Source organism: Flavisphingomonas formosensis (assembly GCF_009755815.1).
In the GTDB taxonomy this organism is placed as follows: Bacteria; Pseudomonadota; Alphaproteobacteria; order Sphingomonadales; family Sphingomonadaceae; genus Flavisphingomonas; species Flavisphingomonas formosensis.
Genome location: NZ_WRPK01000013.1, coordinates 96108 through 110406, shown reverse-complemented (window position 1 = coordinate 110406; position 14299 = coordinate 96108). Strand labels below are relative to the sequence as shown.

The window sequence follows — 14299 nt, the reverse complement described above, 5'->3', positions numbered from 1 at the left end:
GCATGCGTGACCCTGCAGTGATTCTTTCTCAGCAGCGCGCGATTGGCAACTGATCGACGCGCGACGCCTTGCACGCGACCGAACCCGGCGCGCGCGCGCATCCTTTTCGGAAAAGCTTATCTGGCCAAATGCATCACGTCGATCACAGCACACGCAAATATCGCGGAGCGGATTCGGTCCATGCTAAATGAAGGAATGATCAACCGGACCGATCCACAATTGCTTTTCTCCGACGCTGAATGGAATGCCGCCATGCCGGGCGTTTCAAAGGATTTGACCGCCTATCTCGCGGCGCGGCGAGCACCCATTTTCAAAGATCATGGCGATCACGGTGAAGGCTGGGGCAGCGGAGCATTCCTGCGACATGGCGGGCGCGTCTTTGTGCTGACCAACGAGCACGTTGCCGCCGCCCGTTCCCCGACCCAGCCGCTGGCCTCGCAGCTTCAGGATCAAAACGACATCTGGCGCTTCGTCGGCAATCACGTCCAATTCGGCTTACCGCTAGACCTGGCGCTGCTTCCTGTGCCGGAGGCAATGTGGAATACAAAGCACGGATCAACGGCGATCGAGATCGACGAAATCGCGATCGCGCATGACCCGGTCGAGGGCGAGCTGCTCGCCTTCACTGGCTTTGCAGGCGAGCGCGTCAAATTTCACTTCGGCACCCTGTTCGCGCAGGCGACCTGCTACACGGCACGGGAGATCGCGCTGCCGAGCGACCCCCGCTTCTCCAGCCGCTATCATTTTGGTATCGACTACCGCCCCGATCTAGCGACCGATGTCATCGGGACCCGAGGCCTGCCGTTGCCGCCGGGGCTGAGCGGCTCTGTGGTCTGGAATACGCAATTCGTCGCCGCGAAGATGCTGGGGCAGCGCTGGACTGCCGACATGGCGCAAGTGACCGGCGTGGTCTGGGGCTGGCCCTCGGACCATGGTTGTATAGTCGCTACCCGTGCCGAGTTTCTGCGAAGCTTCTTGCTGCAGGCGGCGCAGATGCCGGGTCGCGACACTTAGAAGCCAGTGCGTGGACTCGCGCCGACGATACGGAGGTAATGTCCACCTCATTGTTGCAACCGGCATTCAAGGCCACAATCCACCGTTTGAAAGGACGAAATGCTCGACGCCGAAGACTATCGCGACTGGCTAACGACCCAGCCGATCATCGACAAAACGCGCGTCAACCAGGTTTCGCGCGTACGTCGTCTCGAGAAAATTTTCGGCGATCTTCATGACGCCTACGCCCACGACAAGATGGCCACCGTTCTTGACGCACTCGAATATTCGCCGGCTGATGCCGCAGCAGCCAAGCCGCTCCCCCCCAAGCTAAAATGGAGCGGCGACATTGTGTCGGTGATGCAAACGCTTCGCCACGCCGCCAACACCTATTATCGGTATGCAGAGGAGCGCTTTGGTGGGGCTGCTCCGGGTCCGGCGCGGCGGACTAAGTTCGCGCCGTTGCGGTCGCCGCTTGCTGCTCCGACCCGGCAATGGCCGCCGACCGGCTTCTGGACGTTTCAAGCTAACGCTGGGGTCTGGAACATTGACGGCTGGATGCGAGAGGCGGGAACCGATCTGCTTTACCGGGTCAGCAAGGATGATCGAGACTTGGTCCAGATCGGCGATCTCGGTCTGCTGCGCCGGGTCAGCGGCAACAAGAGCAAGGCCGCTATCGTCGCGATCGTCGAGGTAATCGACCCGGCGCAAGTGCGGACCGATGAAGACCCGCGCTTCTATGTCGATCCTGCCGCCGCGCAGATTCCCGACTATCGGGCCCGGCTCGCGGTTCGGCATTTGCCCGATGCGCCGCTTCTCATTGCCGATTTGCCCGACGATCAGTTGCTCGACCGCGTCCGGCACGGCCTCCAGCGCACGACCACCCCGATCCCGCAGTCGGCGTTCGAATGGATAGCCGGCGCGCTCGGACTGAGCGTCCAGGAGCTCGAAGATCAGCGCGCCGCCCAATCGATGGCCGGGATACGCGCGCTGGAAGCGGCGATGCCCTCGATGACACCGACACGGCGGCACGCGGTCAGCGTGCGGATAGAGCGCGGACCAATCGGTGATGCGGTTAAGAAGGCGCGCCAGCATCGCTGTCAGTTATGCGAGGCATTGGGCCTGGATGGTATCGCCTTCGTCAAGGCGAGCGGCGAACCCTATGCCGAGGCGCACCACGTCGTGCCCGTCGCCGGGTTACTGCCCGGCTCGCTTGGGGCTTCGAATATCATGGTGCTTTGCCCCAACCATCATCGGCAAGCCCACTACGGACAGTTCGCGGTCCTCTTGGACACGGAAGCGTCTTGGATCGTTGCGCTCGACGGCGCGTCACTGACAATTCCTCGGACGGTCCTATCGTAAGGGTGCGATCATGCGCGCGTTTACTTTTTGGGCGATTTCGGCTAGGGCTTGCTCACGAGTTCCCTAGTGGAGGGGCAATCGCACATATCGGAGTTTGGATCGCTCACATCATTGGTCACGGCCTTCTTCATCTCACCATCGAAGAACTTTTAGAACTGGGGAGAAAGCCTATGATCAAGATCACTGAACACATCACAACTATCGGTCGCTACCTGAATTCGAGGTTGGAAGGGCTCGCGCCCACCCTCATCTTAGCAGCGGTTGTAACCATCTGAAGGCCCGCCGATCCGGCGGGCCTTTTGCTAACGTCGAGGTGAAATCAGGCGTCGAATCAGTCGAGCATTTTGCCGAATCAAGGCTGAAAGGGACTCGAACCTTTCTACATAAACTTGCCAAGGTATCGACGAAGGTATCGGGTCACGAGATGCTCCCGGAAATGGCTTATTTCTGCGGAATATTGGGTTGAATTCGAGTCCTCTTCTGCCTGAAATCCGAGGACGTACGACGACGTCCGAGGACGTCCGCTCCCATGGCGTAAGACTGCCAGATAAGGTGTGCGAACTCCTTGCGGTAGCGCATAGCCTTCGCGGCCACGCTCGGTCGCGAAGTAGAACTGGTACCACCATTGAAATTCTGCCGCCGGCGGCGAGGGTAGACGACCGGCCGCTTAGCTCCCAATCAGGTAGCCATTTACCGAAACGATGCCCCGGCAGCGGTGTGGCCAAAGCGCGGCGATGATGTCTGCGCTTCTAGTGCCCCAATCGAACCCGGCGGGGAAGGCGCGCGACACCCCAAGCGCATCCATCATCGTAACTGTGTCGGACGCCACTGCGGACAGCTGGCCGTTCCGCATGGTGTCCGCAGACAGGAAGCGTGTCGCGCCAAAGCCCCGCAGATATGGGATCAGCACGCGCAATCCCGCTGCAGCCAGCAAGGTGCTGCCTCCGCAAAGCTGTGGACGTCGTAGGGCCAGCCATGCAGCAGGATCGCGGCATCACCGTCCGGAGACCGAGTTCGGCATAGGCGATCTCCATCGGCCCGGCTCTGACCTGCGGGGTGGCAACCGGTGAAAGGGAACCGGCAACTCCAGGTCGTTGCACCGCCTGGGAGCCCGGCGGGAGATCGCCTATCATAGCGGCGCCCGCCGCCGCAGCCCCCAGCAGCTGCCGGCGGCCGAGTTCAAGTTGCATGGCGCGACACTCCGTCGGCATACCGACCAGAAAGGTGCGGGGATAAATGCCAGATCTGGCCAGTTCGGTGACCGGAACAATGCTACCAAAGTTTCAATGGCTCCGTGGTCCAAGTGGACCGACACCAAAGTATCTGTGGACGGCTAAGCCCGATTGCCTCACCTTGCCCCGAACCGCCGGAGGACAGTTTAGCGATGGACGATCGTGCGAGGATTGCGATCGTTGACGATGACGAGTCGGTTCGGGAGTCACTGCCGGACCTGCTGAGTTCATTTGGATATTCGACGATGCCTTTCGCGTGCGCTGAGGACTTTCTCGCATCCGGCATGATCGCCGACGCGAACTGCCTCATCCTCGACGTGGCGATGCCCGGCATGTCGGGTCCTGAGCTCCAGCGGGAGCTGCGAGGCCGGGGAGTGATGACGCCGATCATCTTCATCACGGCGCAGTCGATCGAACGCTCGCTGCCCGAGCTGATCCGAAGCGAGGCCGTCGCCTGTCTGCTCAAGCCCTTCAGCGAGCAAGCGGTGCTTGAGGCCGTACGCAGTGCACTTGGTCAGACATGAGGAGTCGTCGATGTATAGTCTCGCTCAGCATGCAGGTTCAGCCGCCAGGTCCGGAGCATTTCCGATGAAGGATGCCTGGCCCCTGGTGATGATCGTCGATGATGACGTCTCTGTTCGCGAGTCGGTGGAGGCGCTGATCCGGTTTTCCGGCTGGCAGCCACGATCGTTCGAGTCGGCAGCCGCTTTTCTCGCCCAGACGCCGGTCGAGGGGCCGGGCTGCATTCTGCTGGACATCCACCTCCCCGATGACAACGGCCTCGATCTTCAGGGGCGGATCGCCGAACAATACCCCGAATTGCCGATCCTGTTTCTGACCGGATATGGCGACGTGCCGATGACCGTCCGCGCGATGAAGGCGGGGGCGGCCGAATTCCTGACCAAGCCGTTCGACAATGACGTGCTGCTAGATTCAGTTGAACGGGCCATCGAGACCAGCAAGCGGATGATCGGCGAACGCCGCGAGCTCAAGCAAATCGCAGCCCGCTACGCCTCCCTCAGCAGGCGCGAGCGCGAAGTGATGCACCTGATCGTCGCAGGGCTGCTGAACAAGCAGGTGGGCGGTGAACTTGGGATCAGTGAGATCACCGTCAAGGCGCATCGCGGGCGGCTTATGGAGAAGATGAAGGCGCGCTCCTTCGCAGACCTGGTCAAGATGAGCGAGCGGCTCGGACTCGATACCGCTTCGCGGCGCTGATACCTAGGTCTTCGCGACACCAAGGTCCAATCGAACGATTTGCGGTAGCGGTCCACAACTCTCCCCACGGCACACCGGCAGTTGCCGGCCAATGCAACGGGAGATTCGGCATGGTCTTGGAAAATGCAGCTAGCGGGCAATCTCCAGTACCGGTGGCGTTCAGCCTGGTCGAGGAAATCAACCATCGCGTCGTCAACGAATATTCGGAGGCGATCGCGTCACTCAATCTGGCAGCCTCGCGCGCGGGCGACAATCGGCTCAAGGCCGAACTCGCAAATGCCGCAGAACGGCTGCGCGACCATGCCGAGGCTCACCGCGCTCTCATGCCGCCGCGGACGGCGGAGCGGGAAAATATCGCCGACTATATCGGGCGCATTTGCAACAGCTTCGCGCGCGCCACCCTTGCCGAGCGCGGTCTGCTGCTCACGCTGCACACGGCGGACATCCTGCTCCCGGCCAGCCGGTGCTGGCGCTTGGGGCTGATCGTCGCAGAGCTGATCCGCAATGCGGCACGTCACGGCCGCTTCGATAGTACCGGTCGCATCATGGTACACATCGCCGATCATGCCGGCGAAGTTCGGTGCCTGGTCCGCGACACCGGAACGGCGCGCGCCAAAGCCGAGCCAGGACGAGGCCAAGGGTTGATCCGCGCGCTGGTAGCGGAACTTGAGGGCATGGTCGAATGGTCTTTCACCGCGGAGGGGTGCCTGGTGCTGGTGCGCATCCCAGCGAAAGACGATGAGCGGGCGCGCGATCTGATCGTGGCTGGAGAGACGCTGTGAGTGCCCCCGCGCGCACCACGCTCGTGACCGGCGCATCCTCCGGGATCGGCGCCATCTATGCTGATCGGCTGGCCCGACGCGGCTGGAACCTGATCCTCGTCGCGCGCAGCGCCAGCCGCCTTGCCGAAGTGGCGTCGGGTATCGGGACAGACACTGGCGTGACCGTCGAGATCTTCGCGGCCGACCTCGGCACGCCCTCCGGCCAACGCCAGATCGCCAAGCGGCTCACCGAAGACGCGTCGATTGCGATGCTGGTCAACAACGCAGGCTTTGGCTCGGCCGCCTCACTGCTCGAGTCGGACCCTGAAACCATGGCGGCGATGATCGACCTCAACGCCGGGGCCGTTACGCGTCTGGCGATGGCGGCCGCGTCCGCCTTCGCAGCGCGCGGCGAAGGCGCTATTATCAACATGGCCTCGATCGCGGCACTGGCGCCGCGCCTGCTCAACGGCGTCTATGGCGGCACCAAAGCTTTCGTCGTCGCGCTAAGCGAGGCCTTGCATCGCGAGCTCGAGCCGAAGGGCGTACGCGTCCAGGTCGTGCTCCCGGGCGCCACGGCCACCGACTTCTGGCGAATTTCAGGGATGCCGGTGGAGCAGCTGCCCGACACGATCGTGATGAGCGCCGAAGATGCGGTGACGCCGCGCTCGCAGGCTTCGATCAAGGTGAGCTGGTGACGATCCCGTCGCTCCCCGACGCCGCAGATTGGGAAGCGTTCACGCGCGCGCGCGACGCATTGCTGCCCAATCTTTCGCACGTGAAACCGGCGGCGCGCTTCGGCCTGGGCGCTGTCACAGACGCGGGCAGCTGATCGCACATCGAGACGATCGTATCGGCAAGACCTTGATCCAATACTGCGTCCAGCCCCCTCGATATCCCGATCGCACGGCAATGAACCAGACTGCGAGGAAGACCGAGATGCGTTGGAACACCAGATTCGGCCGGCGGGTTCGCCGGTCCGTGACCATCATGCTCGCCGCGGTAGGCTGCGGCGGCCGGCGCTCCGGAGGTGGCGGTCCAGGTCGCCCGGGAAGCGCGGGCGCGCCCTATTCGCAAATGCCAGCGATCGCGCCAATAAGCGTGCGGGAGGATCGGTATATGCCGGTGCCGCCAGAAAGCGTGGGACCTCCGATCGACCCCGTGAAGGGCTATCGGCTTCAGCAGCTGGGCCGCGGCCCTACCTGGTCACCGACAACGCCTATCAATCGATGTTCCTCGTCTACGAGCAGGGCGTGGTGGTGATCGAGAACGCCAGTCGAGCTCAGCCCCGGCGCGCGAGTGGCCGCCGACACCTGAGGGGGGACCTACACCAAAGCATCTAGACACCAAGGTCCAATCGCAAAGCGACGGGCCAGCGAACAAATCCGACGTAGCAGACGACCTGCCGCAGGAGGATTCCGCCATGAACACGATGCCTTCCCTTCCGAGACGCCTGTTCCTTGGCTCCACGCTGCTGGGCTCGCTCGGCGTGCTGATGCCCGCGCTAGCAAACCGCCCGAAGGCACATGGAAAGGACACGATGATGTCAGCCTATACTTCCACCAACGCAGTTGAAGCCGGCGCCGGGATCGCAGCGTTCGAGTTCCACGCTTCCGCCAGTGCGCTCGATGATCTGAAGCGCCGTATCCTCGCGACCCGCTGGCCAAGCCGAGAGCTGGTGCCGGACGACACTCAGGGCGTGAAGCTCGAGACGATGCAGAAGCTGGCGAAATATTGGGCGGAGAGCCACGACTGGCGCCGGGCGGAGGCGACCCTCAATCAATATCCTCAGTTCGTCACCCGCATCGACGGTACCGACATCCATTTCATCCATGTGAAGTCGAAGCATGCCGACGCGCTTCCGGTGATCATCACCCATGGCTGGCCCGGCTCGGTCATCGAGCAGCTCAAGATCATCAAGCCACTGACCGATCCGACCGCTTTCGCCGGCACGGCCACGGACGCGTTCCATGTCGTTGTTCCCTCGCTCCCCGGTTACGGCTTCTCGCCGCCGCCGGCCGAGCTCGGCTGGGATCCGCAGCGGATCGCGCGGGCCTGGGCCACGCTGATGGGGCGGCTGGGCTACAGCCGCTACGTCGCTCAGGGCGGTGACTGGGGCGACGCCGTCAACGAGCAGATGGCGGTCCAGCAGCCCAAGGGGCTGCTCGGCATCCACACCAACATGCCCGGCACGCTCCCCGACGCCATTTCGGCCGCCCTGAGCGGCGGCCCCGTGCCGACCGACCTCTCAAGTGAAGAGAAATATGCCTGGGACCAGCTCGACTTCTTCTACAAACACCGAGTCGGTTACGCTTCGGAAATGGGCGCGAGGCCACAGACGCTGTACGGCCTCGACGACTCGCCCATCGCGCTCGCAGCCTGGATGATCGACCATGATCCGCAGAGCCAAAAGCTGATCAATCGTGTGTTCGACGGCGCGATGGAAGGGCTGACGCGCGACGATATCCTCGACAACATCACGCTCTATTGGCTGACCGGCACCGGCTTGTCTTCCGGCCGGCTGTTTTGGGAGAGCAAGCTCGCCTTCTTCGCGCCGAAAGGTGTCAAGATTCCGGTGGCAGTGAGCGCCTTTCCGGACGAAATCTACACCGCGCCCGAGAGCTGGACCCGCAAGGCCTTCCCCAAGCTGATCTTCTACAAACGTCACGAGAAGGGGGGGCACTTCGCGGCATGGGAGCAGCCCCAGCTCCTCGTCGAGGACATGCGGGCAGCGTTTCGCTCGCTGCGTTGATTGCGCCCGCCCCGGGAGCGGTGGCCCATCCCTCCCGTCCGCCGCCCCCAACCCAGCTTCCTGCAGAACCGCGATGAACGTGACCCAGTTTGTTTGAGGCTTGGGCCGCTGTCTCGCGCATGTCCTGATGAGGCTCGCTCCAGCGACCCGCGATCGTCCTCGTTCATGGCGCCTTCGCAGAGAGCGCATCCGCTCCACCGCGCTTATTTCAACGGCGAGGCGCTCTGGACTTATCTTGCCACGCCGTTCCTGATGGCGATGGAAGACGTGTCGGTCGAGGAAGTCGAGCCCTGGGACGAGGATTGCGCGCAGTGGCGCTTGCTGCGCGCGCTTTCCGGTATCCATCGAGACTTACAGCCAGGAGCAGGATTTCTTCTTCGACGAGAGGATGACGCTGCGGTGCCACGATTGCCGGGTGAACATCGCCGGCGGCTTCGCTGCGGCCCAGCTTGCCTCCGACCATGTTCGCGTCTACGGCATTGTCCTGCCGACCAAACGCCGCGCGGACACCCGCGGACCAGACCGGCGCCCGGTCCTCAGCATGCAGATGGTGTGGATCGACTTAAGCGACATCCGGTTCACCTGACGCGAATCGAAAGGGCCGCCCCGCCGTACGGGACGGCCCCTTCAGGTCTCGCTCGCGATTAGCCGCGCGCGGTCCTGAGCGCGATCGTCCACCAGTAAGCTGCCATCGGCGGCTCGGGAAACTCGATCATCCCCGCCATCGAGGCGACGTTGATTAACACGCCACCGCCGCGCGCCACCAGATGCGGTCAGGCGCAATGCGTCACATATCAGCTGGAATCGAGCTCGCCAGAGATGGTCGCGCGCCAGTCCTCGATCGGCATCGACGCCACCGGCCCGAAGCGCGCGGCGTCGGCATTGTTGTAGACCATGTCGATGCCGCCATAGACCTCCGCCGCGGCCGCAACGAAGCGCCCGGCCTGCGCCGGATCGGTCAGGTCCACCGGAGCGAAGCCGGTCATCTCCCCGCCGCCCGCGCGCATTCCGCGCACGGTCTCCTCGTTTTCCGCGGCGCGGATGTCGCATCCGATCACCCGCGCGCACTCACAAGCGAAGACCGCGCAGGCCACCCGGCCCTGGTCTCCGGCAGTCCCGGTGATCAGCGCAACCTTTCCCTCGAGCGATGTCAGGGACGTTACTCCCATCCCGCCGAACGCGCTTGTGGCGATCAGATGGGGAAGCCGGTATGTCGCGCCGATTGGATCTAAGTATCCACGATTACCAAGGGATCAGGCATATGGCGGTGGGCCGATACTATGGTATCTGTAGCCGATCGGCGCGCCGCAGTGCATCCTCTCCGGCGCAATGTCGAAAACGGAACTCCAGTGTCGGCAGGGGGCATTGCATGGGTGGGGCAGCCTCAATTCAGCTGGGCTGTGCGCACCTGGGCGAGGTGCGTCACGTCTGCGCCCTTTTCGATGGCGACGACGAGGCCCATCGCGTCCTGATGCCCTTCATCGTCGACGGCTTCGCCTGCCGCGAGAAGGCGGTTCATATCGTCGGTTCGGACCGGGAAACGGATCATCTCCGACGGCTGGAGCAAGCGGGCATCGATGTGCCGGACGCCCTGGCCCGTGGCCAACTCGACGTGCGCAGCAACACCGACACCTATCTTTCCGGAGGGCGGTTCGATGCGGACCGGATGCTCGCGGCGTTCGAAGCGATGGCGAGCGGAAACGACCCGTCCGGCTACCCGCTCAGCCGGATCGTGTGCAACATGGACTGGACCGGGGACAGCCGCCCGCTGTTCGATGATGTGCTCAGATTCGAGGCTCGCGTGAACGCAGTGTGGAGCCGCCACAAGGATGTGGTGATCTGCGTCTACGACGTGAGACAGATGAGCGGCGATATGGTGATCGATATCATGCGCACGCACCCGATCGTTCTGATCGGCCACGTGTTGCAGGAGAATCCCTTTTTCGTTCCGCCCGAACGATTCCTCCGCGAGCGCGCGGAGCGAGAGGGCGCCCGCGGGGACATGCCGTGATGAAGGTCCCGGCGCAGGATGCCCGGGACCTGGAAATCGCGCGGCTGCGCGGCGGCCTGGGCGACCTGATGGGCTTGCTCGCGCTCTCGGCCGCCTGGAACGGTCGTGAGGCGCCGGAAATCATCCGAACGCTGGGTGAGGCGCTTTCTACGGTGCTGCGCCTGGATCAGGTGTTCGTCGCGCTCGAGGGCGAGCCGGACGGTACCTTCGCCGCTCCCGGCTGGGATGCGGCCAGCGGTCCCGCAACCGCGGGCGCGGAATGGCGTCGACTGCTCGGCGCGGATCCCCGGAATTGGCCATCGGCGGCCACCGGGGAGCTGTTCGGCAAGCAGGTCTCGATCGCGACGCTGCCCCTCGGGCTGCGTAGCGGCTTCGGCGTGGTCGCAGCCGCAGCGGAGCGAGCGGACTTCCCGAGCGACACCGAAAGGCTGCTCCTAGGCGTCGCGCGCAACCAGGCGCTGCTCGCCCTTCAGGAGGCGCGGCTTCGGCGCGACGAACGTCTCCAGGCAAGCGAGCTCAGCGCTCTCTCGCTGATCGAAGGCATTCCCGGTTTTGTCGCCATGCTGGGTCCGGATGGACAGGTCGAGCGCGTCAACCGGCAGATCGAGGAATATTGCGGCCAGCCTATCGAGGAATTGCGCAACTGGGGCAGCAACGGGATCGTCCACCCGGACGACCTGCCCCACGTCGCGGAGGTGTTCGGCGGGTCGATCGCCACCGGCACGCCCTATGTCATCGAGCAGCGCCTGCGCTGCTTCGACGGCGAGTATCGCTGGTTCGATAATCGCGGCCGTCCCATGCGCGACGCGAATGGCGCGATCGTCGCCTGGCATGTTCTGCTGACCGACATCGACGATCGACGTCGCGCCGAAGAGGCGGTCCGCGCCAGCGAAAGACGGCTGCGCCAACAGGTGGAGACCTTCCCGCAGATGCTGTGGAGCGCGACTGCGGAAGGAAACATCGACTACTGCAACGAACGGCTCCTCGCCTATAGTGGGCTCGCCGCGCAGGAAGTGATGAACGGCGGATGGGTGAACCTGCTTCACCCCGACGATCGCGAGCCGACGGCTCGTATCTGGTCGCACTGCGTCGCGACGGGCGAGCCCTATTCGGTCGAGGTTCGGCACTTCAACAGTGCCGCGGGTAGCCATCGCTGGAACCTGACGACGGCGCTGCCGCTGCGCGACGGCGACGGCCGGATCCTGAAATGGTTCGGCGCATGCGTCGACATCCATGATCTGAAGCTGTCCGAGGAGGCGTTGAGAGCCAGCGAGCGCCATCTCGCGCAGATCATCGACACTATCCCTGCCTATGTTTTCTCGGCCGGCCCGGACGGTTCGGTGAACTACCTCAATCCGCAACTGCGCGATTGGTTCGGACGCGACGAGGAACGGATTCTTGCCTCGGAATGGGTGCACCTGACCCATCCCGAGGATCGCGAAGGAACGGTCGAAGCGTGGTTCGGCGCGGTGGCCGCTGGCCGGTCCTATAGGCGGGAGGTCCGCTTCCTGCACCGCAGCGGCGAATATCGCTGGTGCGACAATCTGGCGAGCCCGCTGCGCGATGGCGATGGGACGATCGTCGCCTGGCACGGCGTGGTGAACGATATCCACGACCCCAAGCTGGCCGAAGACGCGCTCAAGGCGAGCGAGGAGAATCTCCGGCTGACGATCGATACGATCCCGGCACTCGCCTGGTCTGCGCGAGCGGATGGCACCGCGGATTTCTTCAACCGCCACTATCTGGACTATGTCGGCTTCGCGCTCGAGGATCTGCGCGACTGGCAGTGGCTGCGTGTGATCCATCCTGACGACCTGTCTATCGTCACCGGCGCCTGGGAGCAGTTCGACCGCGAGCGCACCGGAGGCGATGTTGAGGCTCGGTTGCGCAGGCATGATGGAACCTATCGCTGGTTCAGCTTCCGCTCCCATCCATTGCGCGACGCGCAGGGCAACATCGTCAAGTGGTATGGCGTCAAGGTCGACGTCGACGATCAGAAGCGAGCGACACTGATGCTTGCCGGGGAGCGGCGGCTGCTCGAGCTTATCGCGTCGGGCAGGCCGCTTCTTGAGATCCTGAGTGCGCTGTGCGCCGTGGTCGAGGGCGCGTTGGCCGACTGTGTCTGTCAGGTGCGGACGCTCGATGGCTCCGGCACCGTCTTCGAGCACGCCGTGGCTCCCTCGCTTCCGTCTGGCGTCGCCTCCTCGCAGCCCGGAACCCCCTTGTCACCTGAGTCCTCGCCTTGGGATCTGGCGGTTTCTCGCAAGCGTCAACTGATCGTCGCCGACATCGAGGACCACCCGGATTGGGCCGGGACGAAGTTCCACGAACTGCTTCGGGATCACGGCCTGCGCTCGGCATGGTTCGTTCCGATTGCAGCGCGGGACGGAAGCGTGTTGGGTTGCCTCGGGATCTTTCAGCGGCACTCGCGGGAATTGCAGCCACGAGACAAAGATATCATTGACCGCGCCGTGCAGATCGCCAGCATTGCGATCGAGCGCTGGCGCGCGGAGGACGAACTCAAACGCCGGGAATATCTCCTCCGGACGGCAGAGCAGATCAGCGAGACCGGCTGGTTCAACTGGGACCTGAACAACAACAAGCTCGTCTGGTCGCCTCAGATGTACCGGATCTGGGAGTTGGACGAGAGCATCGAGCCCAAGTCGGTGAACCTCCTGCCCATGGTCCATCCCGACGATCGCGCTCGTGTCGAGGAGCGAGTCGCCAAGGTCTTCAGGGGGGAAGACATCCCCCAGACCGAAGAGCGGTACGTGATGCCGGACGGGAGGATCAAATACATCAGCGGAACCACGTTGATATTCCGATATGAAGACGGCCGTAGGGAGTGTGTGGGCGTCGCTCAGGACATCACCCGACGCAAGGTGGCCGAAGAGGGCCTCGACAAGGTGCGGTCAGAACTGGCGCACGTCACGCGCGTGGCCAGCCTGGGCGAATTGACCGCGTCGATCGCCCACGAAGTCAGTCAGCCGCTGGCAGGGATCATCACCAATGCCAGCACATGCATCCGCATGCTGTCGACGGATCCACCGGACATCGAGGGCGCGATCAAGACCGCCCAGCGCGGCCTTCGCGACGGCAACCGGGCGTCGCAAGTCATCCAGCGACTCCGCGGCCTGTTCCGCAAGCAGAACTTCGCCGCCGAGCCGCTCGACCTGAACGAGGCGATCGAGGAAGTCATTGCGATCTGCACGCATGACCTGCAGCGTCGCCGCATCGCCTCCCAAGCCGCGCTCGATCGGGAACTCCGCTCCGTCATGGGCGATCGCATCCAGTTACAGCAGGTCATCTTGAATCTCGTCCTCAACGCGGCCGACGCGGTCGATGCCGGCACGACCGGTTCGCGGCAGATTACCGTCGAGACCCGGCAGGTGACGGCAGACATGGTTCAGGTCGCTGTGCGGGATACTGGCAGCGGTATCGCGGCCGAGAACCTCGAAAAAATCTTCGACGCCTTCTTCACGACCAAGTCTAACGGGATGGGCATCGGCCTGTCCGTGAGCAGCTCGATCGTTGAGCGGCACGGCGGCAAGCTCTGGGCAAGTGCGAACGAGGGGCCGGGCTCGACCTTCGCATTCTCGATTCCGTGCGCCCCCGACGCGGGCCACGGCCTCCCCTCCGAGCCAGGGCAAGTTCGTTGATGGGCGTGCGTGGCGCAGGACTGCTCAGCGCGACGGTCAGCGCTTTGCTCTGCTGGGTACCGGATGTGGCGGCGCAGGACACCGGCCACGACGGATCGTCGTGAGCGCCCGAAAGCGCGAAGAAGAGGCGCTGCGGGTGCCGACAATCGCCACCGTCATCCGCACAGACGAGTTGAGTGACTGGCAAGTGTCGGATCTGCCGGACGTCGCGGCGATGACACCCGGCCTCGTGCTCGTGCCGCGCCGCTCGAGGTCGGTACGAGGTTTCGCTCCGAGGAAGCGGGTCCAGTCCGCTAGACCCCGCGATCGAC

General features: G+C 63.8%; 13 protein-coding genes. 11 read left to right on the top strand and 2 right to left on the bottom strand.

Features of this window, described 5'->3' with window-relative positions; translation table 11 throughout:
• The first annotated feature begins 195 nt into the window (after positions 1 to 195).
• Entirely contained in the window at positions 196 to 1014 is an 819-nt protein-coding gene (locus GQY20_RS27755; RefSeq protein ID WP_157220412.1) for a hypothetical protein, read from the top strand.
• A 99-nt stretch (positions 1015 to 1113) separates the two neighbouring features.
• On the top strand, positions 1114 to 2355 hold the full coding sequence (locus tag GQY20_RS27750) for an EVE domain-containing protein (protein WP_157220411.1): 1242 nt from the start codon (positions 1114 to 1116) through the stop codon (positions 2353 to 2355).
• A 667-nt stretch (positions 2356 to 3022) separates the two neighbouring features.
• Here GQY20_RS27750 and GQY20_RS32700 read toward each other — a convergent pair.
• Positions 3023 to 3289: an alpha/beta fold hydrolase gene (locus GQY20_RS32700; RefSeq protein WP_408641144.1), complete on the bottom strand. Its 267-nt coding sequence runs from the start codon at positions 3287 to 3289 to the stop codon at positions 3023 to 3025.
• 450 nt (positions 3290 to 3739) lie between these two features.
• Here GQY20_RS32700 and GQY20_RS27740 point away from each other — a divergent pair, with 450 nt between their 5' ends.
• From GQY20_RS27740 to GQY20_RS27715, 7 genes are all read left to right on the top strand, one after another.
• Complete coding sequence (locus GQY20_RS27740; protein WP_157220410.1) at positions 3740 to 4111, top strand: response regulator transcription factor; 372 nt, start codon at positions 3740 to 3742, stop codon at positions 4109 to 4111.
• Between the two features lie 64 nt (positions 4112 to 4175).
• Complete coding sequence (locus tag GQY20_RS27735; protein ID WP_198351245.1) at positions 4176 to 4805, top strand: response regulator transcription factor; 630 nt, start codon at positions 4176 to 4178, stop codon at positions 4803 to 4805.
• A gap of 110 nt (positions 4806 to 4915) precedes the next feature.
• Entirely contained in the window at positions 4916 to 5587 is a 672-nt protein-coding gene (locus GQY20_RS27730) for an ATP-binding protein (RefSeq protein ID WP_157220409.1), read from the top strand.
• A complete protein-coding gene (locus tag GQY20_RS27725; RefSeq protein ID WP_332836114.1) occupies positions 5584 to 6264 on the top strand; it encodes an SDR family NAD(P)-dependent oxidoreductase in 681 nt (226 codons plus the stop codon). The genes GQY20_RS27730 and GQY20_RS27725 overlap by 4 nt, the downstream gene beginning before the upstream one ends.
• Complete coding sequence (locus GQY20_RS32975) at positions 6261 to 6398, top strand: hypothetical protein (RefSeq protein WP_332836113.1); 138 nt, start codon at positions 6261 to 6263, stop codon at positions 6396 to 6398. Before GQY20_RS27725 ends, GQY20_RS32975 begins: the two co-directional genes overlap by 4 nt.
• 711 nt (positions 6399 to 7109) lie before the next feature.
• Positions 7110 to 8318 (top strand): epoxide hydrolase family protein, encoded by a 1209-nt coding sequence (locus GQY20_RS27720; protein WP_232476291.1) that lies wholly within the window; start codon positions 7110 to 7112, stop codon positions 8316 to 8318.
• Between the two features lie 415 nt (positions 8319 to 8733).
• Positions 8734 to 8904 carry a hypothetical protein gene (locus GQY20_RS27715; protein WP_157220408.1) on the top strand — a complete coding sequence of 57 codons (171 nt, stop codon included), beginning with the start codon at positions 8734 to 8736 and terminating at the stop codon, positions 8902 to 8904.
• A 208-nt stretch (positions 8905 to 9112) separates the two neighbouring features.
• Here GQY20_RS27715 and GQY20_RS27710 read toward each other — a convergent pair whose 3' ends face one another.
• The gene (locus GQY20_RS27710; RefSeq protein WP_157220407.1) at positions 9113 to 9487 is read right to left on the bottom strand and encodes an SDR family NAD(P)-dependent oxidoreductase; all 375 of its coding nucleotides are present in this window, start codon (positions 9485 to 9487) and stop codon (positions 9113 to 9115) included.
• Positions 9488 to 9528: 41 nt separating this feature from the next.
• Between GQY20_RS27710 and GQY20_RS32695 the strand changes: the two genes are divergently transcribed.
• Positions 9529 to 10329 carry an MEDS domain-containing protein gene (locus GQY20_RS32695; protein WP_232476290.1) on the top strand — a complete coding sequence of 267 codons (801 nt, stop codon included), beginning with the start codon at positions 9529 to 9531 and terminating at the stop codon, positions 10327 to 10329.
• Positions 10329 to 13988: a PAS domain-containing protein gene (locus GQY20_RS27700; protein ID WP_332836115.1), complete on the top strand. Its 3660-nt coding sequence runs from the start codon at positions 10329 to 10331 to the stop codon at positions 13986 to 13988. The genes GQY20_RS32695 and GQY20_RS27700 overlap by 1 nt, the downstream gene beginning before the upstream one ends.
• Positions 13989 to 14299: the final 311 nt, after the last annotated feature.